This is a genomic window from Mycoplasma sp. 6243, from assembly GCF_051200785.1.
Taxonomy (GTDB): Bacteria; Bacillota_I; Bacilli_A; order Mycoplasmatales; family Metamycoplasmataceae; genus Mycoplasmopsis.
Genome location: NZ_CP195154.1, coordinates 810,230 through 836,499 on the forward strand (window position 1 = coordinate 810,230; position 26,270 = coordinate 836,499).

The window sequence follows — 26,270 nt, forward strand, 5'->3', positions numbered from 1 at the left end:
AATAACTAATTATGATAATATTTTTCCTGCTTTAGCGATAATATAAATAAATAAGTTTAATTTTGCTGCAACCTTAATATCGCTTCAACCAATGTTGCTACCAATTCTCCTTGTGGTATCCCGTTTTTATCTGCTGTGCCAGCAACATCACAATGAATAAAATCCACTCCTTTTGTAAACTCTTTTAGAAATAATGCAGCTTGATTTGAATCGGAACGAACCTTGCTTGATCAATTTGCTAGATCAGCAACTTTTGAACCTTTATTTCCTTTATCAAAGTCTTTATGAAACGGCATTCTTCATACTTTTTCTTGTGCTATTTTTGCTGATTCACTAAATACATCTCATTTTTTATCACATGTAGATCATATTCCGGTATAAACATTTGATAATGCTGTCAAAATTGTTCCAGTTAATGTTGCTACATCGATAATAGTAGTAGAATTTAATTTTTCAGCTGCATAAAAAATCCCATCAGCAAGCACTAAACGACCTTCTGCATCAGTGTCAACAACTTCAACCCATTTACCAGACATCGATTGATAAACATTTTCTGGTAGAGATGCATCACCATCAAGTCTGTTGTCTGTAATACACATAACAGCATATGCATTAACCTTAGCTTTCAATTGAGCAAGTGCTTTCACAGCATATGCAACTATAACTGAACCTGACATATCATATTTCATTCCGTTCATATGATATCCTTTTGTATTAACTCCACCTGTATCAAATGTGATTCCTTTACCTACAACAGATGTGATTTCCCGGCTTTCTGGATTTGCTAAATATTTAACAATAACAACTCTTGGTTCGTGGGTGCTTCCTTGATTTACGGATAAAATAAGTCCCATATTTAGTTCTTGTATTTCTTTTTTAGTTAAAATTTTAACTTCTAAATTTTCTATTCCGCTAAAGTCACTTGCAATATGTGCTGCTAATTGCTCAGAATTTAGGAAGTTTTCTGGTGTAATTTGTAGATTTCGGACATCTGAAACTGCTTTAGCAACTATTTTGAAGTTATTAAATATTTCAAATGTTTTCTCATCTAAATCTACATCTAAAATCCCGATGTTTTTTTCAACTTTTTCTTCTTGCTCATAGTGTTTTTGGAATAATTTTGCTTTTGCAAAATATATCCCAAAAACAAATAAACGAAGTAACTGTTCTTTGTTAAAAAGTGATGCAAATGCCTCTAAATCAATTTGATAATCAAAATTTAAATTGCTTGCAAAGTTTTTAATTCACTCTTTTAAAGAAAAAATATTTTGATCTTCTTTCTTAATATATACATATACTTCTTTTGTAGCGTGATTGTTAGTTACACAAAACTCTTTCTCACCTACATAATCAGGAAAATCCATTCCTTCGAATGCTGGTTTTAACAATAAAGAATCATCTCTTTGTTTGGTTAATTTAATCATTTTTTCTCCTTAAATTTATCTATTGCTAATAAGCTTGCTTGTCTATATGCTCTAATTAAACCACCCGCACCTAATTTTATACCACCAAAATATCTTACAACAACAACTAAAATATTTTCAAGCTTCATAAGCTGTAACAGTTGATAAATAGGTTTTCCAGCAGTGTTTTTTGGTTCTCCATCATCGTTATAACCTGCTGATTGAATACCGTTTTGTGAAGTTATATAAGCATATACTATGTGACGAGCTTTTTTGTGTTGGTTTTTAACAAAATCTAAATATTTTGGTATTTGTCTTTTAGATTTTATCGAAAATACATATCCTATAAATTCAGATTTTTTTATAAAATATGATACTTTGACAAAATTAATCAAATGTAACACCTTTTAATTTTTTTACCCATTGTACAAAATGATTTTGTGCTTTTGGTAAATCAATTTTACCTTTTTCTTTATAGATATTAAATTTTTGAGCATAATCATAAAACAGATTATAAATTTTGCTAACATCTTCTTGTGGTTGCATACCTATTTCGATTAATTTTTGTGGATAATATTTAGATAATAGTGCTCATATTTTGTTAGCAACGCTCGCTATGGGGAAATTTTCTAATTTTATTGAACCTATAGTGAGTAATTTAACAGCTGTTTCTTGATCATTAAACCTTGGTAATAATATCCCTGGTGTATCTAAAAACAAAAATTCATTATTTACTACTCATTTTTGTTCTCTGGTAACTCCAGGGAAATTAGCAACTTTTAACGTCGCTTTTGATGAAACTAAATTAATCAATGTACTCTTTCCACAATTAGGTATTCCCACAACAAAAGACTTAATTTTTGTTTGAATAATTCCTTTGGTTTTATCTTTTGCCATCCGTTCCTTGTTCATCTGTTTTAGTTTATTTAAAATTATATTTTTTGATCTCTTATTCCTCAAATCAAGTCATAAAAGTTGTTCATTAGCAAATCTTTTTTGTATTTGTTGTTTTTTGCTTACATCCATTAAGTCGCTTTTTGTGATAATAAAAAGTCTTGGTTTTTGTGGTGAAATTTGATCAAAATCTTCATTATATGAACTTATTGGACATCTTGCATCTAAAACCACAATAAATATATCTGCCAATTTTGAATTTTCTTTTATTTGTCTAAAACCCTTTGCCATATGTCCAGGATATCATTGGATTAGTTGTTCAAATTCATTTTTATTTTCGATCATTTTCGTCCTTTTTATATAAACTCAGCTTATTTGTTAGTCTGTTCTTTTCATAATCACTTTCGCTTAATTGCTTTTGTAGTTTTTTTATTTCATCATTTAATGTATTTATTTCTTGATCTTTTTGCTCTATTTTACTACTTGCAATTAATAGTTCGTCAATAATTTCTGAAAAAATTTTATTTACTTGTTCAGGACTATATCCTTCTAAGGTGATATTTACGGTTGAACCATCAATTTTTTCATAAATTTTTTTTAATATATCATTTATTTTCATTATCCGTTCCTTACTTTATTCATTATTATTGCTGCTGCAGTTGCAACATTTAAACTTTCAAAAGAAATAGGTATATAAATATTGTGATTTGATAATTTCAGAATTTCATTTGAAGTACCTTGCCCTTCGTTACCAAAAACTATTATGATGTTTTTCTCTCTAAAATTAACATTATTTAGTGACACTGCTTTGTTATTTAATGCTGTAGTATAGATAAAAAAGTTATTTTTTATGCTTATTAAATATTGATACAAATTATTTGTAGTGATAACATTAACATCAAATATTGCACCCTGACTTGAACGAATTACTTTATCCGAATATACATCTAGATTTTCAACAATAACTGTATCAAAATCAAATGACTTAGCGAGTCTTATTATTGTTCCTACATTTCCAGGGTCTTGTAAGTTATTTAATGCCACTATTTTATTTGATCTTTGATTTTTAAGTTTACTTTTATCACATAATGCAAGGCATTTTGATGGGGATTTTGTTTCTGATAAATATTCTATTAAGGATTCGGATATTAATGTAGATTTGGGATAAAGTTGTTGTGATGGTGTTTCAAATATTTCAATTACTATATCTTTTTTTAATGCTTCTTCTATTAAATGTTGTCCATATATAAGAAATTTCTGTTCTTTCTCACGATACTTTTTTAACTGTAATTTCTTTAAGAACTTGATTTTCTCGTTTGCCCTACTTGTTAACATCTTGAAATTGTAATAAAAAATCCTTTCCCTTTTCTACTTCGTATCTTGATAAATTTTGAAAATTAAGTTGTCGCATTACTTCAAAACCTAAAATACAAACACTATTTGCTAAATTTATCGAACGCATTGCTGAAACCATCGGAATACGTATGCAGTCATCTAAATGGGATGCTAAAATATGTTTATCAATGCCTGTCGATTCTCTTCCAAACATTAATCAAACTTCATTTTCTTCATCATAAACTCTTTTATAATCAATGTCTGTATAACTTTTTAAACCATATCTAGTTACATAAAAAATTTTTTTATCTGTGTATTTTTTAGCAAAATCTTTATAGCTAAAATGAACTTCATGAGGTATATCAGAAAGCATTCTACCAGCACCATAACGTCTGAGTCATTTTGGGTGCAAATCAAAGGATATCGGCTTAATAATATGCAATTTAGCCCCGATAGCATAACAAGTTCTGATAATATTTCCTGTATTAGGACATATTTCCGGTTGGTATAAAACAATATTTAACATTTTTCTCCTTATTTTGTAATTGCTTCTATAAACATTAATTCTGTTACATTATCATCATTAAAATTATCATTATTAACAATTTGTTCTTTAATAAGATTATTAGTTTTTTCTATATTTTCTAAAAGTTCTATTATATGGTCAGTGAAATTATTAACATTTTGAAAATATTCTTGAATTAATATTGGTTTTATAGTAATCATTTTGGATGTATTTACCCATAAATTTGTATTATTTTCTTTTATTAAATCTTTGCTTTCATCGAAAGCAAAATATAAATATTGCAAAAAACTCTTGAAAATTGTTTCGCTAAATAATAATACTATTGTTTTAACTTTATTATTTTTCCATATTTCAAATGCATGTCGTTTATTAGGTTCAATTTCATTTTTTATTAATTGACTTTTGTTATTTAAAATTGTAGTTTCTACAATAATATTTAGTTCTTTTGAAACAAAAGATGCATCTGGTTGTCCACCAGGTGCTGTCATTTTAGGATATAGATTATAATCTAGTAATGTGTTAGCAAAGTCTTGAAATTCTGGAAAATTATCATATCAATATTTTTCTTTTGTTATATATCAAACATATAAATTAATAAAATATTCAGTTAAAATTGCTCGAGAAATACCATTTAAATGTTCTCATTTTTCTTTAGATTGGTCTAATTTTATCTTATGTAGATAAGTATTTATATTTATACCATTTTTAATAAAGCTAACTACTTCTCATAAATCAAAAGGTGGTATAAGTGCTTTTTGATATTTTTGAATATTTGTTTGATTAATATAGATCTCAAATATTTTTAAAATTTGTTTAACAAAATCTTCTAGAGATGATGTAGTCAAATTATTTAAAAGCATTTTTCTATCTTCAAGAATAAGAAATTTAAAAAAATTTCTTATCTCATCATTTCTAAAAGTTAAATATTTTTCGTTATCATTATAATCTATTGTAAAAATTTCAAGGTTTTTTAATCAATATAAAGTTAGGTTTAAATATTCTTCCTTTGCTGTTAATATATCAGAATAATAACTAACTTGTTCATTAAATTCATTAAAAGGTATATTCTTAAAAAAATCAATAATTTGTTTTCGATTTTGAACTTTTCATTCAAGATGCAATCTTTTTTTTACTATTAAAGATAAAATTTTTATAATTTTTTCCGAATTTTTTAATGAAAAAATTCTCTCAAAATTAATTTCTCATTCTTTATCATAATTTTTATCTTTAATTTTTTCACTTAAAGTATTATAAAATTTTCAATTTTTTATTTTCTTTCTAAAATTAAATTCTTTTCATTTTTCACTTCGGTTTTCTTCAATAGCAAAATGTAAATTTATTAAGTTATCTTTAGACATAAATTTTCTTTTACATAATGAAGAAAAGAGTTCATAAAACGGATATTTACTTTGAAATTTATCATTTATATCTTTTGTATTAAATTTCAAAAATAAGCAGATTCAAATAAAGGTGTCTGATGAAATACCAAAATATTCTCCAAATAAATCTAATAATCTAAAAATTTCGCTATTCCCTTTAGTTCCACCAAGAATATTGTAAAAAAAACTACCATCCCGATTTTTCAAAAGTGTTATATTGTTTTCTTTTTTTTCATTCTTTTTTATTAAGCTAAAGTTTCTTAAAGTCTTAAACAGTAAATTTATATCTTTTTCTAAATAACTTGTATTTTTTTGTTTAAATCCTTCTTTTACACAAACATTTCAAAAGTTTTGATATTCGCCTAATAAATCAGAAATTATATTTTGTTTATATATATAATCTATAACAAAATTATACAATGCGATTTGATTATTTTTTCTCCATGATGTATCACCTATCTTTCATAATTTGACTTTATGCTTCATAATTTTTTACTAATATCTCCGTTGTATTTTTTGAGATTCTTTGATAATTGCTACTTTTATAATTTGTGTGAATTTCTTTTATAACAAGATTTTTATTTTTTTCTAAAAATTCTTTTAATATATTATTTTCAACATCTCCGTTTTTTATAAAGTTAGATAAAATAAATTTATATTTTTTATCATTTAATTTTTGTAATATTTTTATCAACCTTTTTTCATCATCAATGTTTCAATTATTATTATATGTAGCATTTGAAATAAGGTATGGGGGATCAAAATAAAATATAATTTGATCTGTTTTATACTTTGAAATTAAATCAAGCACTAAACCTTCAAAATCTAAATTATATGTTTGAATTAATTTAGTTTTGGATAATTCTATAAATTTTATTAAATTACTTCTTCTATATTCGGTATAACCACTTTTTCCTATTGGAACATTAAAAAAATCTTTTTTATTGAAGCGCAATTCTGAATTAAAACTAAAAAATACTAATATTATTAATAATATTATATCCTTAGTTTCGTTATAGTCGTTTCTTATAACTAAATACTTCTCTTTATTCTCTTTATACTTTTTTTTATAACTAAGTTGATATTCTTCTAGTTTTTCATTGATTTTTTTGTCTATTATGTCAAAATCTGTGTTTAAAAAATATGTTAATATTTTAAAAAGTGCTTTATCATATTCATTGTAAATAACATTTTTAAAAGGGTTATTTATACCAACATTAAAACTACCACCAAAAACATCAACAAATTTCGTACTAGCCTGCATACTAGGTAAATTAGTAAAAATAATGTCTAAAATACGATATTTATTACCTAAATGATTAAGTGGAGAACGTATATATTTATTTTGCATTTTTTAATAATCTTTTCTGTGATTTTTTAAAATAGTCATCACTTATTTCACTACCAATAAAATTTCTTCCTAATTTTATTGCTGCTATTGCTGTGCTTCCACTACCCATAAAAGGATCAAGAATCAAATCACCCTTATTCGTATGTGTTTTAATTAATTCCATAATTAGTTTTTCTGGTTTTTGAGTCGGATGAATCCTTATGGTTTTAGAATTTTCAACTGCAAAATTATATTCAGGTTTTTTATATGGATAATCTTTGTTATTGTCAAAATTAAAAATTCATTTTTTACCTGGTTTAACAGCTCAAATAATAAATTCAAAGTCTGTTATATACCTTCTATTAATATTTCGGGGCATCGGATTGGGTTTAATTCAACGAATTAAATCCTTAACAATTAAACCACTTTGATTTAGTGTTTCAGCAATTACTCCAAGGTTTTTCCAATCATTAAATATCAAAATACTACCACCAGGTTTTAAAAGCACTTTAACTTCTTTAATTCAGTGTGTTTGATCAAAATCTTTATCTCAGTTACCAAAGTCAATCCCTTGTCTTTTTATAGTATGAAAATTATTTTTACGACTTATATTATAAGGTGGATCTGCAATAATGCAGTCAACACTAATATGACTTTGTTTCATTTGCTTGAACAAATTGATACAGTCTAGGTGGTAAATTTTATTAATTTGCATTTTATATCCTTTTATTAAAATTTTATCATATTGGATGTAAAACTTCCTGAATTCTTTATGTTTGTCTCGTTTAATATTGTAATTTATTTTTAGTCACAAGGTAATTCACAACCAAAATTTTTATCAGTTATTTTAAAAATTTATAATAGAATATTATATATAAGGATAATGAATGAGAGATATTGAGCAACTAAAACAACTTTGTAATAAAATAGATGAATCAACATATGAATCAAAAATTGGTGTTGATTATATAAATGCATTGAAAAATTTGTTTTCTTTGAAAAACAAAAATGACTCCCCCTTTTATATCAAGATGTCATAACTCAACCTAAATTGTCAGATTTCAAGTTTGAAGGAATTAAAGATTTTCAATTTATTTGTAAATTAAAAGCAAAACCGTTAATAATTAAGGATGACAAACGATATAATGAAAAAATAGTAGCTTTTGATTTTCATAATGAAAAAGCAAAAGAAATTTTCGAAAACGAAGTGGGTGTTGTTTATATGATAACAGCATATATAGATAATAATGAATATATTATTAAGTTTGGTCAAACTAGAACACCATTTATATATAGATTGCAATCTTATAATTGTGGTACTGTTGTTAACTGAAGAACTGCATCTACAACTAATATAAAGATTTTACAATCCTTTGTAAGCACAAGGTTAGAATTCAAATTATATCTATATCAACCTCAAAACCACTGCAAGTAGAATATTATGGTGAATTCGCTTTTGTTGCTTCTCCTGCAAGCATTTTCGTAGAAGATAGGTTATTAAACATATATTTAAATCAATTTCATCAAAAACCAATAGCAAATATTCAATCCAAAATGACTAGAAAGAAATAGTATGAAAAAAAATAATATTAATAATACAGAGGTAAACAATCAATTTGAATACCAGAAAATAAAAGAGTTCTTAAATAAACTAAATGAAGATCAAAATCATATAAAATCTCGGGATGATATATGTACTCCAATGGAATGTGTTGAAAAAATGATAAATTATATCCCAAATGAGTTATGAAGCAGGAAAGACTTAAAAATTCTTGATCCGTGCTCTGGAAATGGTAATTTTGGTGCATATTGTGCTACAAAAACACAACTTAATAATATTTATTTTAATGAAATAAGCGAGTTAAGAGTTGATAATTGCAAGGAATTATTGAATCCACCACATCTAAGATGTGGTGATGCTTTTGATTTAAATGATGAATTTAATATAAAATATGATTTAATATTAGCAAATCCACCATATTCAGGTGGCGGAAACAAAAATAGAAGTTTATCAAATAAATTTATTGAATATTCTATTGATTTATTAAAGGATAATGGATATTTATGTTTTATAACTCCGAACAATTGAATGTCTTTCAACAACCATAATACTACATTGAAAAAACTTCTTAAAAATGGGAGTTTTATTGTGATTGACAATGATGTAAAAAGATATTTTAATAAAGTCGGTTCTTCTTTTTGTGTTTTTGTATGACAAAAAGGTATTTTTGATCATAAAACCACCGTATATAATAGTTTTCTTAAAAAAGACATTCAAGAAAATGTAGTAATTTATCCAAGTTTACCATTTATACCTTTATACATATCACAAGAAACATTAGATTTAGTTCAATTATTAATCCATAAAGACCCTACAGGATTTAAATATCGCTGTGATTTACACAACTTTACTAAAAGTATATTGCTTAGTGATAACCAAGATCAAGAATTTAAATATCCGACAATTCATACTATTAAACAAATAAGATATGCAAAAATTAAACAAGATATCTTTGATAAATATCTTATTATAGTTCCGCTTTCTACTTATTTCCTTCCTTTTATAACTACAAATTTTAATGTTACACAATCTGTGGGTTTTTATCAATTTGATGATAAAAAAAGAAGCAGAATATTTTTTAAAAATTCTAAAGCAAGATATATATAAAGTTTTGGTACATATTAGCAGATTTGGTAATTTCAATAATATAAAAGTTCTTAAACATCTCAAATATAATATTAATACTTTTGATCATAAAATAACTTCTAAAGTTGCTCAATTAGTCAAATTAATAAAATATTAAGGCTATTTATGTTTTAAATGTGTGTTTTTAAATAATTTTAAATGTTTTTGTTAAAAAACTAAAAAACAACTTATTATTTAATTTAAATTCTTATTTTTTGTTATATTTTAAGAATCCAAAAAATCTTTTTGTCTTATTTTTACCTGCTTGTTAAAAATTTATTTAAAGTCTATCATCATTGAATAATGATTTCCTTTGTTTATTCTTGTTCACTTTACCCAATTTATATACTTATCTAAATTTTTACTTGAAACTCCGTTATATACATTTTCAATTAATTCTTTAATCTTGCGATGAAAATTATTAACATTTTGTATATGTAATTTTTCCCTTACACTTTTTGTTTTATCTGAATTTTCTTTATAAACAAAAGATTTTTTCTTAGAAGCACCAACAATATAATGAGATGCACCTATCTTATTTATAAAAGGTTTATATGATGATTCCCCATCAGTTATAAATTTTGCAGATTCAGGATTTTTAACTTTGTATTTAAAAGCAAAATATAGTTTTTCTGCAGAAGGTTTTACCTTTTCCTAAATAAGAAATTGCGATTCCCCATTTCTATCAACCATAGTAGAAACACAATCTAAATCACTATTTATACCTCTTTTTGAGTTATAGTATAAAGATTTTCCACGTTTTCTTGCTGCTCTACCTATTCCGTTCTTGTGTCTCACCTTTTTTACATCAAGAAAATATATTTCGTCAAGTCTCGATTATTCCACTACTGACATCTGATTCTTTTTGCTTAGATTTAATAAAATCTAATAATTTATGTCTTCAAACAAAAGTCTGTTTTTAAATTAATTCCACAAATCGCTGCAGTTTCTTTAAGTGTTAATTTCTTTAAATGACACTCAAGAAACATTTGATATTTAAATTGATGTGTTTTTCTTAAGCCTTTCAAAAACTGTTCCAGTGCAATTACTAAAAGTTTTCTTACAATCTAAACATTCTATAACGAGGCGATGTTGTTTGTTGAACCGTGCTTGTGTATCTTTACAGATCCACTATCTATGACAATATTTAGGTTTTTCTATTGTTATATCTTTACTATTATTTCATGAAGTAATATAAGATGCTAATACTTCTTTAACATCATTCGGAAGGTCAGTAAATGACTTTATTCATGAATTTTATATTAATTTTAGTTGTTTGAGTTTTTCATCTTTTGTTGACATTACTAAATTATACATTATTTTCAAATAAAACACATTTAAAACATATATAGCCTATTTTTATTATAAAAGTTATTAATAAATAACATATAAGTCGTGATTATAGGTACAACTCTCCTGAGCTGGGCACGTAAAAAAAATGGTCATTTTGCGATATGCGTTTCCAGCTACCGAGTACGTGGTTTATCTGCTGGATTTTTTAAATCAAAAATCTCAACAAAAATGTGTATAATTTAATATATTTAATTATTTAACTATAAACAAGATAAAAAAGGAGAAAAATGGATAAGGAAACATATTTATTTGCCATCGACTTAGATGGTACAACATTGCAATCCAGTGCTACCGGGGAAGTGCACGAACAAACTAAAAATGCAATAAATCGTGCTGTTTCAGAAGGTCATATTGTATGTATTTTAACAGGTAGACCATGAAGAAGTACTAAAAGTATTTATGAGGCATTAAAATTGGATACGGTTGTTTCTAATTATAATGGAGCACACATTCATAGACCTTATGATGAAAGTTTTATCCCTTATATAAAATATTTAAACTTAAATGAGGCTCTTTATATTTTAGGTGATGAAAAAGTGCAACAGGAAGTTTCAAATATCGCGATTGAAGGACCCGATTGAGTGCAATTACAACATCGTGACGAAGACTTAGAAAAAGTTTTTGGTTTTTCTACAACAGCAAAACTAAAAATAGGACTAGACTTTCATAAAATACCTTTAATGCCAACAGGAATAATTTTTGATGTTAAAAAAACAACAGATGTTGAATCGTTAAGACAATACTTAAAATCAAGATATGGTGATTTAGCAGAGTTTTCATACTGATCAAAAGGGGAGGGATTAAGTCCTGTGTTTGATATGACTAATATTACTGCTAACAAAGGGAAAGCATTGAGTATGTTGATTCGTTACTATGATGTAAAAATTGAGAATACAGTTGCAATAGGAGATGGTTTTAATGATGTTCCTATGTTTAAGGTTGCTAATGTTTCTGTAGCTATGGGAAATTCAACTAGAGAAGTAAAAAGATATGCGACTGTAAAGATTGCAAAAACAAATAAAGATGGTGGAGTAGGTTGATATATAAATAAATTTTTAGATAATCCAGAACTTGAAAAAGCTAAATCAAATGAAAAACGTAGAAAGAGAAGTCAAGAGGAAGATTAGTGAGATTACTTGATGTTTTTAATCAATTATATAAAAATAAGGAGATAATAGGTATAGATGAAACAGGAGTAGGTGATTTTTTCACCCCTGTCATTGGAGTTTGCGCATTTTTACCTAAGAATTTACATTCATGAGCAACTGAATTAGGTATAAAGGATTCAAAGTTATTAACTGATAATAGAATCCAGATATTAGCAAAGGAATTGATAAAAAAGATTCCATATACTAAATACATACTCACTCAAAGTGGATATAATAAGTTAGTATCAAAAAAATATAATGCAAATGAAATCAAATATTTTGTTCATATGCATTGTTTAGAACATTTTTTTGATAAATATAATAATATAAATGTAAAAGATCTTGCAGTATTAGTTGATCAATATTCAACTTTTAACTCAATTTTAAAGTATCAAAAAAAATTTAATGAAATAAATTTATTTAATGATCTTGATAAAAAAGATATTGATATTATTTATCAACCAAAAGCCGAATTTATAAACTTATCCGTTGCAAGTGCATCAATAATAGCTCGTTATTATTTAATAGAGTATATGAATAAACAAAGAAGTGAATGAAATTATGAATTTGCCTATGGAGCAAGTTCAAAAGTAAAACAACAAGTGAAAGAATTTGCTTTAAAATACGGTGAAGAATCGTTAGAAAAAGTATGTAAAACCAGTTTTAAATTATAAAGCGGCATTTTGCCGTTTTTTATCAACAATTATAAAGATTTTGATAAAATAAATAAAAAGGAGAAATTAATGGAAAAATATAGTGATCAAGAACTAATCCGAAGAAGAAAACTACAAATATATGAACAATTAGGAGTTAAAGCATTTGCTAAAGCTGATAACCTAAAAGAACTTTCTTATTCAGATGATATTGAAAAAGCATACTCAAATGTAACAAAAGAACATCTTGAAGAAAAACCGCATTTTCTTGCTATCGCAGGACGTATTATGACTATGCGCGGACCTTTTATTTTATTGAAAGACTATCACGGAAAGATGCAGGTATATTTTAATAAAAAACAAGATGAACAATTAGCAAAATTAGTTGATACCTTAGATTTAGGTGATATTATCTATGTTGAAGGTAGTGTGATGAAGACAAACACGGGTGCTGTGACTGTTAAAGCAACACATATAAAATTACTTACAAAAGCACTAAAACCATTACCTGATAAATATCACGGACTAAGTGATGTAGAAGAAAGATATCGTAAAAGATATGTGGATTTAATTGTTAATGATGAAGTCAAAGATGTATTTTGAACCAGAACAAAAATTATTTCACAAATTCGAAAATACTTTGATGCTCTAGAATATATGGAAGTTGAAACACCATTTTTAAATGATTATTTATCAGGTGCTGCTGCTCGTCCATTCACTACGCATCATAATGCCCTTGATCAAGAATTCGTTCTCAGAATCGCAACTGAAATCCCACTTAAAAAGTTAGTAGTTGGTGGAATAGACCGTGTTTATGAAATTGGTCGTATATTTAGAAATGAAGGAATTGACACTACACATAACCCTGAATTTACTTCAATAGAGTTTTATGAAGCATACTCTAATTTAGAAGGAATGATGAATCGCACTGAAACATTATTAAAAACAATTGCAAGAAATCTTGGTAAAGAAAAAGTCATAAATAAGGGTGTAGAAATTGATTTATCAAAACCTTTTAAACGTCTAGATATAGTAGATGCAGTTTCTGAAGCAACTAATGTAGATTTTAGAAATATTTCACTTGAACAAGCAATAGAAGTAGCAAAAAACAACGGTGTAAAGATACAAAAATTTTATAAATTAGGTCATATCATAAATGAACTGTTTGAAGAATTAATCGAAAAAACCTTGATACAACCAACCTTTGTTTATGGGCATCCAATTGAAATTTCTCCTTTAACAGCTAAAGCAAAAGATCCAAGATTTACCGAACGTGCTGAATTATTTATAAATACCAAAGAATATGCAAATATGTATACCGAGTTAAGTGATCCAATCGATCAATTGCAAAGATTCCAAGAACAGTTACAAGAAAAAGAAAACGGAAATGATGAAGCAAGTGATATAGATTGAGATTTTGTTGATTCGTTAGAATATGGAATGCCACCTACTGGTGGATGTGGAATAGGAATTGATCGACTTACAATGTTATTGACTGAAAAAGATTCAATTCGCGATGTACTTTTATTCCCTACATTAAAGAGAAAAAATCATAAATAATAAATTTATATAGGTATAAAAATTTCATATTTTATTTTTATACCTATATAATAGACATAAAAAACATAGTTATAAAACTATGTTTTTTAATATTTACGGTATAATATACTAGCAATAACCAAGATTATGGCGGTTGTGGTGAAGTGGTTAACACAGCGGGTTGTGGTCCCGTCATCCGCGGGTTCGAATCCCGTCAACCGCCCCATTGGTTATTTTTTTATATCACTTTTTTAACTTGATAGCTTTAATAGTTGTAGATATTTAATTTTATATCTTATTCTTGTCTTGTTATAATATTATAATTTTACATAATCATCGTGGGTTAAAAGGAGAAGAATGAGAAAAAAATCAGATATACTATTACACAAATTTTTTGAAAACTGAATCTTAGTATATAAAAAAGATTCAATAAGAGATGTAAGTTATAAAAAATATGAACTAAGCTTAAGATGACTTATTAAGTTAGCACCCAATCTTAAACTAAGAAATTTAGATCGCTATGTGTATCAAAAATTATTAAACGAATATGCATTAACCCACGAAAGACAAACAACTATGGATTTTCATCATCATCTTAAAGGTTGCATATTAGATGCACTAGATGATGGTTATTTACAAAGCGATCCGACTCGAAAGGTAGTCATTAAAGGAAAAAATCCTAGAGAGAAAAGACAAAAATACCTTAATCAATTTCAACTGCAATTACTTCTTAAAACACTGAAATTAGATTCACAATTAAATATAGATTGATTGATTCTACTGATAGCTAAAACAGGATTAAGGTTTTCTGAAGCATTGGCTATTACACCAAAAGATTTTGATTTCGTGAGACAAACCTTGAATGTTTCAAAGACATGAAATTATAAGGAAAACGGAGGATTTCTACCAACAAAAAATAAATCTTCAATTCGCAAGGTACAACTTGATTGAATGACTACATCACAGTTTGCGATGATAATAAAGGACTTAGATCCAGAAAAACCTATCTTTGTTTTTAAGGAACGAATTTACAATTCCACCATTAATGACACTTTGATTCGCAGGTGTAATAAAGCAAATGTTCCAGCCATAACAATTCATGCCCTTAGACATACACATGCATCATTGCTGTTATATGCCGGGGTATCAATAGCTTCCGTTGCAAAGCGACTTGGTCATGCTAGTATGAATACTACCGAAAGAATTTATTTACATATCATTAATGAGTTAGAAAATAAAGATATCGATCTAGTGATGCGATCGATATCAAGTCTTATCTAAATTTTAAAACCCACGAAAATTAGGATATCAATGAATGTTTTGATATCCTACATTTTGCAATATTTTGTGTGTTCTGACTTAAACAAACATTTTTTCTAACAATTTTTCTTAATATTTTTAAGAATAGTTGACTTACGCTGATGAAGTGAAAGGTAAGAGTCTAGGGAAGTGAAAAGTTTGGAGATTTTTTGTTGTTCAGGGAGTGAAGGGGAAGTGACAATGAATTGACTTATATCATTATATACAATAAAAGGTATACCACCATTTGATATTTTTCTCTGAATATCTATTCATAAATTTTTTAATAAATTAAAGTAAAGAAAATCGGTATCTCAAATTTCGGTTTTTAATACATATGTTCTTTGATAAGCATCAAACTTACCACTTGCTCTATGCATATAACCCATATTAGCACCATTTCCTGCAATTGTGACAGCCTCACCTTCAAAACTTCAAGTATTTATTTTAAATATTTCTCTACCAGAAGTATAAAAATTATATTTTCCACTTATTTCCATTTTGTTAGCATTTAATTTTCCGTTTTGTATACTAACAACACTGCTGAGAAATCCTTGTTCTCAAGCGTGAGTAAATTCAGAGAAACGAATATTAGGAAATTTTGAATTTTGATCAGGGAACATTTTAGATAGCAATGTGAGACTTGATGTTCATTAAAAAGTCATATTTTCGCTTATGAAGTGAAAGGAAGGAGTCTAAGGAAATGAAAAGATGAGAGATTTTTTGTTGTTCATGCTTTGATGTAGTCTTCAACAAATTCTTTTCAAGGCTCATTTAAATTAATATTTTTTCCTTGTCTTAATCCGTAAGTTAAAGGAACAAGAGAATTTATGAACTCACTACTTTTGAAGACATACATTCAAAAATTTGGATGATGTTTATCTATATCTCTAAATCTTAGAACATTGTAAACAGGTGATGTAAGTCCTTCAAATTTAGAAAAGGCTTAAACCACTATTAAAAGACGAAAGATGCAAAACAAAGTCGTTTGGTAGAACCCTTTTAAAACTCTCAAGTGATTTAACTTTCTTTTTGGATTCTTTTAGTATCATCCCGTAATTAATAGATGCTAGTCAAAAGTGGTAGATAAGCATAACCTCTCTCGTCTATGCGAAATAAAATTTGTCCAAAAGCCTTCCCGTTCTCACTCATCTTCAAATCCATTAAACCTCAAACTAGGTACATTTTTGTCCATTTCTATCCTTTCTTTTTATAATTATATTTAAAAATATCAATTTTTAAATAGACAAAAATAGATATCAAATAATATCTATTTTTCATCAACAAATCGATCTATAATTTTTGTTGCTTCTTCAAACACCTGATAGTGCATCTAAATCATTTGTGTTAATTATTTTATAAGGGATATTATATTTTTGCACCAATTGTTCAAACAAAGGACGATAAAGGCGATGTAATCTTTTAAAATAATCTATATTCAAATCAAAGTTTTCAATTTCCACATCTCTACCCCTTTTTAGGATGCGATTTTGAATTACATCAAAATCAGCATCTAAAAAAATTGCTAGATCAGGGTTATCTTTTAAATCTATAATATAATCGAACAAAGCATTAAATGCATTTAGATACTTTGCTGGTTTTTGCTCAAGTGTAACTGTTGCAAAGATATGATGTTCAACATTAAAGCGATCTAAGAAGATGTGGTGTCGTTTATGATTATGATTTTTTAAAAATTCTGCTTCAGCATTTTTGAATCTTTCTGAAATAGATTCAATGATGTATGATTGAAATGCAATATCGATATTAGGATATTTTTGATAAATTCATTCTAAAAAAGTATTAAAAATATCATCATTTGAATCTAGTTCTTCTAATAACATTGAATTTTGATAATGATTAGCAAGTTGCTTGCTAAGTGTTGATTTACCACATCCAATCATTCCACTAATTGCTATTTTCATACTCGCTCTTCTGCTTTTGATAAATTAAAATTATCAATGATTTCAATTGCTTTTGCTAAGACTTCTGCTTCTGTAAGGTTGTTGGTATCAACAATAACATAATTTAGATGATATTTATCAGCTTGCTTGATAAACAAGTCCTTATACACCCTATAAAGGTTTTTAAAGTAGTCTTTGTTCAGCTCGTAATTTTTTATTTCAACTTCACGACCTCGTTCAAATAATCGCTTTTCAAAGGTTTCATAACTCATATCTAAATAAATTGCTAAATCAGGAATTTCTTCATCTGTAATCATATGTTCAAATAGAGCATCATAACCTTTTAAATAATTTCTTCCTTTAACTTTCAAATTAACATGTGCAAAAATATAATGTTCAATACTAAAGCGATCTAAAATTAAGTGATTATTTTTTAAATCGTTATGTTTTGCAGCAAATTCTGTAAATAACTCTTGTAATTTAGTTGTATGATTCTCCACAACATAAGTCTGTAAAGCCATTGTTAGGTTAGGTTTCTTTTCATACAATCATTTTAAAAAGGTATTGAAAACTACATCGTCTTTATCAAATTCATCTAAGATAACAGATGTTTTATAATGTTCATTTAATTTTTTGGATAATGTGCTTTTTCCACTACTTATCATCCCACTAATTCCTATTACCATTTTTCCTCCTGTGGTTTTTAAGTATAGCAAAAAAACAAATGCAAAACTAGCAATTAATTAAAAAGTTGATTAAAATTAATTATAAAAATTATTCATTTTACTTTTTTTATCTTACTGATAGATAAAAAAGTTTTTGAAAAAGTTTCATAATTAAAAATTATCTAAATCATCTTAATTTAGATAATCTACTGAATTAATATTTTCATCGCTACTTCTATTAATTTTGTGGTTCTGAACTTTTTGCAGTTCCTTTTCCCTTAGCAATGTTTTGTAATTGCTCTAATAAAGTAGCATTACTTTTTGGATATTTTGCATCTGCTGCAGCATATTTTGCTGTATAGTCTGGAGCATTTTTATCAAACTGCATAGTTTCTTGGTAAAATGCTAATGTATCTGCAACAACATCATCTGCTACATCTTTTAACTTATTTTGCATCTCAGTTTTTGCTTCAGTTTCTTTGCTTTCTATAAAGTTATAAGTTTTTTTAGTTTCTGTTAAAATTGCATTTATCAAATCATTTTTTTTGCTAGATTCGGTTGCTTTTGCTTTTTCACCTGAACCACAAGAAACAGCAGCGGCAACTGGAACTAACGATAAAGTAGCGGCAGAAAATGCTCAAATTTTCTTTTTATGTTTCATCTTTTTTCCTTTCTTTAAAATTTTATCAAAATTTGATAAAAGATATTTAGGAATTTTATAAAAGTTTTATAATGATATAACACACTTGAAAGGAAGAATGAACTTAAAAAGACCAGAAGGAACCTTAGATGTAATTACTGGACCAATGTTTTCAGGTAAAACTGAAGAATTACTTAAAAGACTTAAAATTCTAGAAATAGCAGAAGTAAAAACTATAGTATTTAAACCACATTTTGATACCAGATTTGATAAAAATAAAATTGTAAGTCGCACAGGAGCAAAGACTAAGGCAATTGTTATTAAGCAATCAAAAGATATTCATGATCACTGAAATCCTGAATATCGAGCTGTTGCAATCGATGAAACTAATTTTTTAGATGATGGAATTTTTGAAGTTATCGATAAATTAGTATTAAGTGGAGTTAGAGTAATTGTAAGTGGATTGGATATGGATTTTTTAAGGCGTCCGTTCGGAGTTATGCCTGGGTTGCTTGCAATTGCAGATGATATATGTAAGTTAAAAGCGGTATGTTTACAATGTAAATCTGATGCGGCCTTTTCATTTCGTAAGGATGCGAACAATGAGTTAAATGTATTAGGTGATAGCGAATATGAAGCACGCTGTCGCAGATGTCATATTTTAGGTGAAAAACAAAAGTATAAGAAAAGAAAATAATTTATTTGCCTATAAGCAAATAAAAACAGACATATGTCTGTTAGTTGAATTTTGCTAAAATAGTATCTAAATTTAATTGCGATGTAGATGTTAAAACAATATCTGCATTTTTAAATTCTTCTGTATTTGCTGTGATTGCAACAGCTTTCATCTTTGCATCTTTAATCCCTTGAATTCCAGCAACTGCATCTTCGATTCCGAAGCACTCACTTACATCTAAGGATAAACCTGCTGCAGCCTTAATAAAGATATCTGGCGCAGGTTTACCGTTCTTGATATCTCCCGGATAAACAATGTAATCAAAAAGGTTGATAATACCTAATTTTTCCAAGATAGTAGGGGCATTATAACTACTTGATGCAATAGCAAGTTTTAAATTTTTATTTTTTGCATCGGATAAAAATTTTGTTATCCCTGGTAAAATGGATTTTTCATTAATTTGTGTTTGCAAAAGTTCTTTATAGAACAAATTTTTTTGTTCACTTACTTCTAGTAATTTTGAATTATTTAGCTGCAAACTTGGTTTTTTAAGTTTTAAAATAGCTTTTAAGGTTTCGATGCGTGGTAAGCCACGCAAAAGTTCATTATCTGCAAAAGTATAATCGATATCAAATTGTTTAATAACTTTTGCTCAAGATTGATAGTGTAAAATTGCTGTATCAGTAATCACCCCATCTAGATCAAAAATTATTCCTTTAATCATGGATAACCTCAAAAGTTTGTGGATTTTTATTTATATTTCTTTTTTGTCCATTGATTCAGATATAACCGTTAAATTTAGTATCTAAAATAGTTCTAATGCTAAAGTTTTGTTGATTTAAAACAACTTCAAATGCAGCATTTTGGTATTTAAATCGATATGTAAGTTTACTTCAATTTTTTGGAAGTAGTGGTTCTAGATGCAATGCATCATTATGTCAATTTAAACCTCCAAAACCAAAAACAATCATATGATAAATTGCAGCTAATGAACCAGCATGAATTCCTGCATCGGATGTATGCATTGCAGGACCTAAGTCCACATTAATTCCATATTTAAATAACTGGTAGGCTTTTTCGATCATTTTTAATCTTACTGCTTCAATGGTATATGTAACAGGAGACAGCGATGAATCGTGTGTTGTAACAGGTTCATAGAAATTAAAATTCGCCCTTCTTATTTCTTTAGAATATAAATGTGGCAGGATGTTTAAAAGCAAAATTACATCGGCTTGTTTAACCAGTTGACATGAAAGCAATGCATTTCCTTCTTGGGTGTTAAATAGTTTTTTACCTGCATCACCTAGCATCTGAAATGGTAACACATTACCACGATGTAGTTGTAAAAACTGGTCATTTTCAGCGATAACTAAATTCTCGTTTGGTTTTTGTTGCTTGAGTTTTTCAGAAACTTCTTTAAGTTTTGTTACATTAATTGGATATGGTATTTTTGATTTGATAATAGCTCATCAATAAGGTTTTTTCTTTTTTAATAAATTTATATATTTTAAAGCTAAATCAATATTGAACTTTGCTAACATATTGATATAAGCACTATTATCAATATTTCCTTTATATTCATTTGGACCCATTACATCTAGAATATGATAACTTCCATCACTTTGTTTTTCAGCACGTGATGCATAGAAAATAGCTGTATCGATAATCATTTCATATCCCATTTGTTCCATGAATTTTTCATCACCAGTAATTTTATAATATTGATTTACTGCAAAAGCAACATCAGCTGAAACATGAATTTCTTGACGACGTGAAGCGATGGGAATTTGTTTACCAGTCATCACATCAGCTTGCCCTCAATATGGACATACCTCTCCATCAGTTGGTCAGGCCATTTCTCAAGGGAATTGAGCTCCTTTTAAATTACTTTCTTGAGGTCTTTCTTTGATTTCTCTTGCTTTTGCACGAGCTCCTTCGATACCTTTATATCTATATGTTAGTAAGTTTCGAGCAACTTTAGCTCGATTGAATAAATAAATTGGATTAATAAAGAACTCGGTATCTCAATATGTATGTCCTTGATAACCTTCACCTGAAAGTCCTTTAGCACCCACATTTAAGTTTGTTGAATGTCTAGGTACAAACCCGTTTAGATGAAAGATTGCAAAATCAAGAGCGAGTGAATCGTATTTGCTTTCTTCATCGCCTTCGATTTTGACAAAGAACTCTTTTCAAATTTGAGAATGCATTTTTTCAATTGATTCATTTTTAAGTTCTTCATATGATTTATTAAGTAGTTGCTGATGTTTTGTATTTGCATTTTCACGAACAACTTTTTTCGGTAATAATGAATTTTTGCTATCAACTGATGTATGAACCGACATTAATTTTTCTAGTTCAATTACATCGCCTGCTTTAGCATTTAATTTGATTTTAAAACCTACATAACGACGCTTCATTTCGATAACATAGTCGTCATTTCCACCCCTAATAAACTCACCATTTAAATAAAGTTTGGTGATAAGGTTATGAACTGCTCAACGCTTAGAAAGTGTAGTACACTGCTCCATTTGCAGTGATTCGGTAGTGATTCGGGTTTTTGCGCCTTCTCCAAAATGTTGAGTTCCAGAGTTGGTGACTTGTGCATTAATAGCAGGTTTGATAATAATTTCTATATTTTTATTATCGGTTGTTTCTAAAACTTTAATCTTAATTTTTTGTGCATAAACATTAGGATCATTTCTAGAAACAAAACGTTCAAAAATAAAACAGTATTTTCCGTGATCACGTTCTAATAAGATCTTACGTTTTAAAAAACCTTCTCGAATGTAAAGTGTTTTATTATACTCGTCACGGTTTTTAACATCAAAAGTTATACCGTTAATGATAATAGGAGTAGTCATTAAATCTGCTAAATTTACTAACTCAGGCGAATCGTCTTTGGTATCTTTATTAAACATCCCGTTAACAAAAAAGTCTTCTTTGTTATATGATGCTCTTTCTTCGTCTGCACTCCGTATTCCCATATATCCGTTACCTAATGCAAAGATGCTTTCAGTTTTTGCAGTTACTGAACGGTTGAATTTAATTTGACTAATCCGTTTTTTCTCTAAATCGTATTTTAAAAAATCCATGTTTTCCTTAATTAACTTTGATTAATACAGATTCGTAAGGACGAAATGTGTTTGTTATTGGTTTATTATCACTATATGTTGATAAAATTTGTTGTCCTGTATCGATTTGTTCAAAAATTTCTTTGTTTGTAACATTTAAATATGCAATTAATTTTGTGTCTTGATACTCGCGAACGATTTTAATAAGTCCGCTGTAAGTAATTTCAAGATGTGAAGAACCTAATACAAAAACATCTCTATATGTTGTTTTACGCATTGAAATAAGGTTTTGATAAAAGTAAAAAATACTATTTGCATCTGCTAATGCAGTTTCAACATTGATATGTTCACCGTTTCTACCTAAATTGATTCAAGGTTTTGAACCTGCATTAAATCCGGCATTGGTTTGCTTGTTTCATTGCATTAGCGATCTTCCTGCATCGCGTGAATTGATATTTAGATATTTGATAAACTCTGATTCGCTATAAATTTGGTTTTTATCTACTAAATCAGCGAATCCATTTTCAATATCGCAATCACGGAATTGAGATCTGTTATCAAAATGAGTATTTAATAAACCGATTTCTTCACCATAATAAATGCAAGGAATACCTTTTAAAGCAAAAAGCATTAGAGCATGAGATTTGGCTGCTTCGCTATGAAAAATACCTTCATCTCCCCATCTAGAAATGCTACGTGATGTATCGTGGTTAGATAGGAAGTTGGTTAACATTTGTGTGGTAATGTTGTGATTGTGTTGAAAAGGTTGTTGCTGATAAACAAACTCTTTATAGTCTCAATTAGCATCATATCCGTTTCTACCTGTTTTTCTACCCCAACCGATTCATCATCAAGCAAAATTGAAGTAGTTTTGTGAAACTTGATTGTCACCTTTTGCATATTCTAATAATTCATCTGCTGTTATTCCTGAAGCTTCCCCTAATGTGTATGCATCTGGTTTGTTTTTAAATGCTTGTTCATTGAATTTTTTAAGATAATCAACTGCTCCATCGCATCAAGCAAAATAAGGGTTAGCAGCAACATTATCAAAGGTTTTTGCTACATGTTTAATAGCATCAAGTCGAAAACCACGAACACCTAAATTGTATCAAAAATCTATAACATCAGACATTGCATCAATGGTATTTGGATGTGCTCAGTTTAAATCAACTTGTTCTTTTGAAAATAAGTGAAAGTAGTATTTTTGAACACTTTGAACATATTCTCATGCAGAACCACCAAAAATACTTTGTGCTTTTGCTTCTTCATCGGTAAGTTTTTCTCTTCAAATAAAGTAGTTATGTTCAACGTTTTCAACCGATTCACAGGCTTTTTTAAATCACTGGTGTTCATTTGACACATGATTTAGCACAATATCCATAATAATATCAATTCCATATTCTGCAGCTTTTGATGACATTAATCTAAAGTCTTCTAAGGTACCAAATTGTTTTCATACTGATTTATAATCAAGCACATCGTAACCAGCATCGACGAAGTTAGTATCATATGTTGGACATAATCAAATAGCATTTATTCCTAATTTATGTAGATATGGAAGTTTTGTGATAATCCCTTGTAAATCCCCATCTCCATCGTTATTCGCATCATAAAACGATCTAGGGAAAATTTGGTAAATAATTTTATCTTGCAGTTTTATCATTTCTTACCTCTAATAATACTGATGAGTGTGGTGATAAAATACCATTTTTATACTCAATTTTTGAGTTGAATAAAACTTTTAAGTCTTTGTCATAGGTATATTCTTCATCAGAGAAGTTATGAATTACCTGAACAACTTGTTTTTGATAAGTTATTTTGAAAATTATGATTTGTTTTAAGGTATCAACATCAATAAATTTTAGACATTGGTTGATTAATCTATTGCTATGGAGTCTAAAAAATGGAGTTTTATTACGGTATTTATTTAATTTTTTAAAGAACTCAAAAACATATTTTTCAACTTTTGCATTCTTTAGGTTTTTTCATTTGATTCCGTTGGTGTAGTCAGTTGTTTTATATGAATTTGACTGGTATGCAGACTTATCTGGATAATACTTAAAATCATCATAGGTTGATACCACACAGCGATCACATTCGCTTCCTGATATATCACAGGGTTTACTTTGAAGAAGTTCTGTTCCGGCTAAAACAAGTTGTTTTCCTTGAGTAAATATTGTCATCATTAAAGCTTGTCGATACATTTCAATACGTTGAATTAATGTTAAATCCTTAGTTGTAGTGTTAATTTTATCTCATAAAGTCATACCATCGTGACATGCTGCATAAGCTAAATTTACTGAAATATCATTGGCAAAAAGAGCATACGGATCTTTTGAATAATATATATTTCCAAAATTGTAATCCTTAATGCCACCTACAATGCTTGTTACATATTGACGAAATAGTTCGATATCAAATTTTGAAATTAAGCCAGGTGCATATTCTGAGTGTTCATCACCTTTGATAGCATTACGAACCGAATCGTTAAAGTATCCAAAAGCAATGTCATTTCCGGTTACTCCTTTGATGTAGCTGATGTCATGTTTTAAATCACCACATCTTCAGGCTTCACCGTGTAAGATAAGTTTTGGATTTATTTTACGCAGTTCCTTAGCAATTTCATTAAATGTTTCAGCATGCATAAAGCAAGAAAGGTCGAAACGAAAACCATCAACTCCGAATTCTTCGACAAAATATTTTAGCGAATCTAAAATAATTCGTTTTACCATATATCTTTCATCAGCAAGGGGTGGATATGTAACAGGTTTAACCTTAGCATTATCTCGATAATAATAACCAGGTAAAACATTATCATAGATGTTGTTGGTCATCATATGATTATAGACAACATCTAAAATAACTCCAACTCCTTTTTTATGTGCATTTGAAACTAAATTACGAAATTCAGCGATTTTTGCATATGGATCTTTAGGATTACTGCTGTATTGAGCATTTATTGCAAAATAATTATGAGGATCATATCCTCAGTTGTAATTAGTAGTTCATCCACTTCCTTGTCCTTTTTTAAGGATGTTTTGGTTATTTTCATTTAATGCATATGTGCTATGAATAGGTAGAAACTGCACGTGTGTGATACCGAGTTTTTTGACATATGAGAATAAATCTGCTTCTAATAGAGCATTAAATGTCCCTAGTTTACTTTTAAACTCTTTTTGACTTTTTAAACTAGTAAAGTCACGAACATGTAACTCATAAATTAATGCATCGGTGCTATTATTAAGTTCGGTAGCGAATTTTTTAGGAACAGAACCTGCTTTTTTTGAATTTATATTAACCAATGCTCCATAACCTACTTTATCTTCTTTACCTTCTCAATCAAATGCAGCTAATGAAATAGCATATGGGTCTAAAGCATTTGTAATGCTACCATCTGAATGTCAAATTTTATATTGATAAAAATATCCTTCAAAATGTAATGGTATTTGTGTTTTTCAAACTGTATCTATTTTTAATGAATCAAATTTTTGAACAAATTTTAAATTACTATCATAGAGCATCACTTCGACTCTTTGAGCAAGTGGCTGTCAGAGCTTTAGTTGAATATGAGAGTCTAAAAATTTAATTCCTAAATCAGGTTTTTTATATGCATATTTTTCATCAAAATCTGCATAAAACCTTTTGTTTTTATTCTTAATATTCATATGCGATATTATAAATTTATTTTGTCTTTTTTAGGTATAAATTAATAATTTTCTTGACATATCAAAGAGATAATTTTATGCACCTAAAATATAATAAAAAAATT

Annotated in this window: 26 protein-coding genes and 1 tRNA gene; 9 read left to right on the plus strand and 18 right to left on the minus strand. The window is 27.9% G+C overall.

Features of this window, described 5'->3' with window-relative positions; genetic code table 4:
- Positions 1–56: 56 nt before the first annotated feature.
- From ACR82Z_RS03340 to ACR82Z_RS03380, 9 genes are read right to left on the minus strand one after another with little or no spacing between them, the layout of a single operon-like run.
- The gene (locus ACR82Z_RS03340) at positions 57–1,424 is read right to left on the minus strand and encodes a M17 family metallopeptidase (RefSeq protein WP_435128774.1); all 1,368 of its coding nucleotides are present in this window, start codon (positions 1,422–1,424) and stop codon (positions 57–59) included.
- On the minus strand, positions 1,412–1,798 hold the full coding sequence (locus tag ACR82Z_RS03345) for a YigZ family protein (protein WP_435128777.1): 387 nt from the start codon (positions 1,796–1,798) through the stop codon (positions 1,412–1,414). The genes ACR82Z_RS03340 and ACR82Z_RS03345 overlap by 13 nt, the downstream gene beginning before the upstream one ends.
- On the minus strand, positions 1,791–2,642 hold the full coding sequence (ylqF, locus tag ACR82Z_RS03350; RefSeq protein ID WP_435128780.1) for a ribosome biogenesis GTPase YlqF: 852 nt from the start codon (positions 2,640–2,642) through the stop codon (positions 1,791–1,793). Before ylqF ends, ACR82Z_RS03345 begins: the two co-directional genes overlap by 8 nt.
- Positions 2,629–2,916 (minus strand): hypothetical protein, encoded by a 288-nt coding sequence (locus tag ACR82Z_RS03355; RefSeq protein ID WP_435128783.1) that lies wholly within the window; start codon positions 2,914–2,916, stop codon positions 2,629–2,631. Before ACR82Z_RS03355 ends, ylqF begins: the two co-directional genes overlap by 14 nt.
- Entirely contained in the window at positions 2,916–3,632 is a 717-nt protein-coding gene (locus ACR82Z_RS03360) for a TrmH family RNA methyltransferase (protein ID WP_435128786.1), read from the minus strand. The genes ACR82Z_RS03355 and ACR82Z_RS03360 overlap by 1 nt, the downstream gene beginning before the upstream one ends.
- Entirely contained in the window at positions 3,619–4,158 is a 540-nt protein-coding gene (locus ACR82Z_RS03365) for a tRNA (cytidine(34)-2'-O)-methyltransferase (protein ID WP_435128789.1), read from the minus strand. The genes ACR82Z_RS03360 and ACR82Z_RS03365 overlap by 14 nt, the downstream gene beginning before the upstream one ends.
- Positions 4,159–4,166: 8 nt before the next feature.
- The gene (locus ACR82Z_RS03370) at positions 4,167–6,023 is read right to left on the minus strand and encodes a hypothetical protein (protein WP_435128792.1); all 1,857 of its coding nucleotides are present in this window, start codon (positions 6,021–6,023) and stop codon (positions 4,167–4,169) included.
- Positions 6,013–6,888, minus strand: coding sequence for a DNA adenine methylase (locus tag ACR82Z_RS03375; protein WP_435128795.1), 876 nt, complete (start codon positions 6,886–6,888; stop codon positions 6,013–6,015). Before ACR82Z_RS03375 ends, ACR82Z_RS03370 begins: the two co-directional genes overlap by 11 nt.
- Entirely contained in the window at positions 6,878–7,582 is a 705-nt protein-coding gene (locus tag ACR82Z_RS03380) for a DNA-methyltransferase (RefSeq protein ID WP_435128798.1), read from the minus strand. The genes ACR82Z_RS03375 and ACR82Z_RS03380 overlap by 11 nt, the downstream gene beginning before the upstream one ends.
- 172 nt (positions 7,583–7,754) lie before the next feature.
- Between ACR82Z_RS03380 and ACR82Z_RS03385 the strand changes: the two genes are divergently transcribed.
- The 3 genes from ACR82Z_RS03385 (at position 7,755) to ACR82Z_RS03395 (ending at position 9,535) form a co-directional block, all read left to right on the plus strand.
- A complete protein-coding gene (locus ACR82Z_RS03385; RefSeq protein ID WP_435128801.1) occupies positions 7,755–7,907 on the plus strand; it encodes a hypothetical protein in 153 nt (50 codons plus the stop codon).
- Between the two features lie 11 nt (positions 7,908–7,918).
- Positions 7,919–8,302 (plus strand): hypothetical protein, encoded by a 384-nt coding sequence (locus tag ACR82Z_RS03390; RefSeq protein WP_435128804.1) that lies wholly within the window; start codon positions 7,919–7,921, stop codon positions 8,300–8,302.
- Positions 8,303–8,440: 138 nt separating this feature from the next.
- Positions 8,441–9,535: an Eco57I restriction-modification methylase domain-containing protein gene (locus ACR82Z_RS03395; protein WP_435128807.1), complete on the plus strand. Its 1,095-nt coding sequence runs from the start codon at positions 8,441–8,443 to the stop codon at positions 9,533–9,535.
- 672 nt (positions 9,536–10,207) lie between these two features.
- Here the strand turns inward: ACR82Z_RS03395 and ACR82Z_RS03400 are convergent.
- Complete coding sequence (locus tag ACR82Z_RS03400) at positions 10,208–10,351, minus strand: hypothetical protein (RefSeq protein WP_435128810.1); 144 nt, start codon at positions 10,349–10,351, stop codon at positions 10,208–10,210.
- Positions 10,352–11,133: 782 nt separating this feature from the next.
- Here ACR82Z_RS03400 and ACR82Z_RS03405 point away from each other — a divergent pair.
- The 5 genes from ACR82Z_RS03405 (at position 11,134) to ACR82Z_RS03425 (ending at position 15,527) form a co-directional block, all read left to right on the plus strand.
- Positions 11,134–12,033 (plus strand): Cof-type HAD-IIB family hydrolase, encoded by a 900-nt coding sequence (locus ACR82Z_RS03405; protein ID WP_435128813.1) that lies wholly within the window; start codon positions 11,134–11,136, stop codon positions 12,031–12,033.
- The gene (locus tag ACR82Z_RS03410; RefSeq protein WP_435128816.1) at positions 12,033–12,728 is read left to right on the plus strand and encodes a ribonuclease HIII; all 696 of its coding nucleotides are present in this window, start codon (positions 12,033–12,035) and stop codon (positions 12,726–12,728) included. The genes ACR82Z_RS03405 and ACR82Z_RS03410 overlap by 1 nt, the downstream gene beginning before the upstream one ends.
- Before the next feature lie 69 nt (positions 12,729–12,797).
- Complete coding sequence (gene lysS / locus ACR82Z_RS03415; RefSeq protein ID WP_435128819.1) at positions 12,798–14,267, plus strand: lysine--tRNA ligase; 1,470 nt, start codon at positions 12,798–12,800, stop codon at positions 14,265–14,267.
- A 129-nt stretch (positions 14,268–14,396) separates the two neighbouring features.
- Positions 14,397–14,472, plus strand: a tRNA-His gene (locus ACR82Z_RS03420).
- A 131-nt stretch (positions 14,473–14,603) separates the two neighbouring features.
- Positions 14,604–15,527, plus strand: coding sequence for a site-specific integrase (locus tag ACR82Z_RS03425; protein WP_435128822.1), 924 nt, complete (start codon positions 14,604–14,606; stop codon positions 15,525–15,527).
- Positions 15,528–15,622: 95 nt separating this feature from the next.
- On the opposite strand, the gene ACR82Z_RS03430 is transcribed toward ACR82Z_RS03425, so the two are convergent.
- From ACR82Z_RS03430 to ACR82Z_RS03445, 4 genes are all read right to left on the minus strand, one after another.
- Positions 15,623–16,168 (minus strand): restriction endonuclease subunit S, encoded by a 546-nt coding sequence (locus ACR82Z_RS03430; protein ID WP_435128825.1) that lies wholly within the window; start codon positions 16,166–16,168, stop codon positions 15,623–15,625.
- Between the two features lie 615 nt (positions 16,169–16,783).
- Entirely contained in the window at positions 16,784–17,467 is a 684-nt protein-coding gene (locus ACR82Z_RS03435) for a deoxynucleoside kinase (RefSeq protein WP_435128828.1), read from the minus strand.
- The gene (locus ACR82Z_RS03440; RefSeq protein ID WP_435128831.1) at positions 17,458–18,132 is read right to left on the minus strand and encodes a deoxynucleoside kinase; all 675 of its coding nucleotides are present in this window, start codon (positions 18,130–18,132) and stop codon (positions 17,458–17,460) included. Before ACR82Z_RS03440 ends, ACR82Z_RS03435 begins: the two co-directional genes overlap by 10 nt.
- Before the next feature lie 217 nt (positions 18,133–18,349).
- Positions 18,350–18,772 (minus strand): hypothetical protein, encoded by a 423-nt coding sequence (locus tag ACR82Z_RS03445; RefSeq protein WP_435128834.1) that lies wholly within the window; start codon positions 18,770–18,772, stop codon positions 18,350–18,352.
- A 97-nt stretch (positions 18,773–18,869) separates the two neighbouring features.
- Here ACR82Z_RS03445 and ACR82Z_RS03450 point away from each other — a divergent pair, with 97 nt between their 5' ends.
- Positions 18,870–19,448, plus strand: coding sequence for a thymidine kinase (locus tag ACR82Z_RS03450; protein WP_435128837.1), 579 nt, complete (start codon positions 18,870–18,872; stop codon positions 19,446–19,448).
- Positions 19,449–19,488: 40 nt separating this feature from the next.
- On the opposite strand, the gene pgmB is transcribed toward ACR82Z_RS03450, so the two are convergent.
- From pgmB to ACR82Z_RS03470, 4 genes are read right to left on the minus strand one after another with little or no spacing between them, the layout of a single operon-like run.
- Entirely contained in the window at positions 19,489–20,151 is a 663-nt protein-coding gene (gene pgmB / locus ACR82Z_RS03455) for a beta-phosphoglucomutase (RefSeq protein WP_435128840.1), read from the minus strand.
- Positions 20,144–22,522: a glycosyl hydrolase family 65 protein gene (locus tag ACR82Z_RS03460; RefSeq protein ID WP_435128843.1), complete on the minus strand. Its 2,379-nt coding sequence runs from the start codon at positions 22,520–22,522 to the stop codon at positions 20,144–20,146. Before ACR82Z_RS03460 ends, pgmB begins: the two co-directional genes overlap by 8 nt.
- Before the next feature lie 7 nt (positions 22,523–22,529).
- Entirely contained in the window at positions 22,530–24,164 is a 1,635-nt protein-coding gene (locus ACR82Z_RS03465; RefSeq protein WP_435128846.1) for an alpha-amylase family glycosyl hydrolase, read from the minus strand.
- Positions 24,145–26,166 carry an alpha-amylase family glycosyl hydrolase gene (locus ACR82Z_RS03470; RefSeq protein WP_435128849.1) on the minus strand — a complete coding sequence of 674 codons (2,022 nt, stop codon included), beginning with the start codon at positions 26,164–26,166 and terminating at the stop codon, positions 24,145–24,147. The genes ACR82Z_RS03465 and ACR82Z_RS03470 overlap by 20 nt, the downstream gene beginning before the upstream one ends.
- Positions 26,167–26,270: the final 104 nt, after the last annotated feature.